Source organism: Mycobacterium pinniadriaticum (assembly GCF_026242045.1).
GTDB classification, from domain to species: Bacteria; Actinomycetota; Actinomycetes; order Mycobacteriales; family Mycobacteriaceae; genus Mycobacterium; species Mycobacterium pinniadriaticum.
Genome location: NZ_JAPJDO010000110.1, coordinates 1 through 1,025 on the forward strand (window position 1 = coordinate 1; position 1,025 = coordinate 1,025).

A 1,025-nucleotide genomic window follows, 5' to 3' on the forward strand; every position below is an offset into this window, starting at 1 on the left:
ACTAGACGGCGCCTCTCTGTGTCAAGAGTCCGGTATCGGGGTCGGTTGTAGGGTGGCTGCTGGTAGGCCCGGGAAGTGACTTGTCCGAAGCGTCAGTGTGCGGGGTTTGAGCTGACCGCGCTGGATATTGGAGTCGCCCCCGAGTGTCCTCCCGGGCCTGCCCCAAGTCTTGCCGCGTCGCGGATCAGTTGTCGGTAGACCGCGTCTGAGAGGCGTCGTTTGAGGCAGCGCAACGCTTCTCGGTGGCTCTTGCCGGCGGCTCGTTTTCGTCGGTAGTAGTCCCGTCCTGGGCTGTCACGGGCGATCTGGGAAATGGCCATGGTGTGCAGGCAGCAGTTGAGTTGTCGGTCCCCAGCGCGGGAGAGGCGGTGGCGGGTGACATCGCCGGAGGAGGCTGCGATAGGTGCAGTGCCGGTGTAGGTGGCGAACGCGTCGGCGGAGCGGAATCGGTCGATGGTGCCGACGCGGGCCACGATCTTGGCGGCGTTGAGGACTCCGATGCCGCTGAGTTCGGTCAAGGTGGTTCCCGATGACTCGACTGCGGCCTTGATGTCGGCGGCGGCCTTGGCGATGCGACGGTCGAGCGCGCGGATCTCGGCGGCGAGGTCAGCGGCCAGGCTGCGTAGCGTCTTGAGCGCGGGGTCCCGGGGTCGGATCTGGCGCAGGATGTCGGCGGCGCGGTCGGCAGTCAGTCCGCGCGGGGCGCCGGCCGGGGTGAGGTGGGTCAGCAGTACGTGGAGCCGGTTGACGGTCTGGGTGCGGGTTTTGACCAGGTCCTCGCGGTGTTCAACAAGCGCCCGCATCGCGATGATGCTCGCCTCGACGGCAGCGGTGTTGAGCCGGGTGGCTGTCAGGGCGGCGATACCGACCGAGACGGCGTCGGCTTCATCGGTCTTGCGGCCGTGCCCGGTGGAGAGCAGCCGCACTCGGGCTGCCAGCTTGGCGGGAACGTCGATGACCTCGACGCCGTCGGCGGCCAGCTGCCGGGTCAACGGTGCGCCGAGGCCGGCCGCGCCTTCGATAGC

Annotated in this window: 1 protein-coding gene; it reads right to left on the reverse strand. The window is 68.3% G+C overall.

All coding sequences use genetic code 11. The features are described from left to right. Nucleotides 1-92: 92 nt before the first annotated feature. On the reverse strand, nucleotides 93-1,025 hold a 933-nt coding region (locus ORI27_RS32865), incomplete at its 5' end, for an IS110 family RNA-guided transposase (RefSeq protein WP_266001428.1).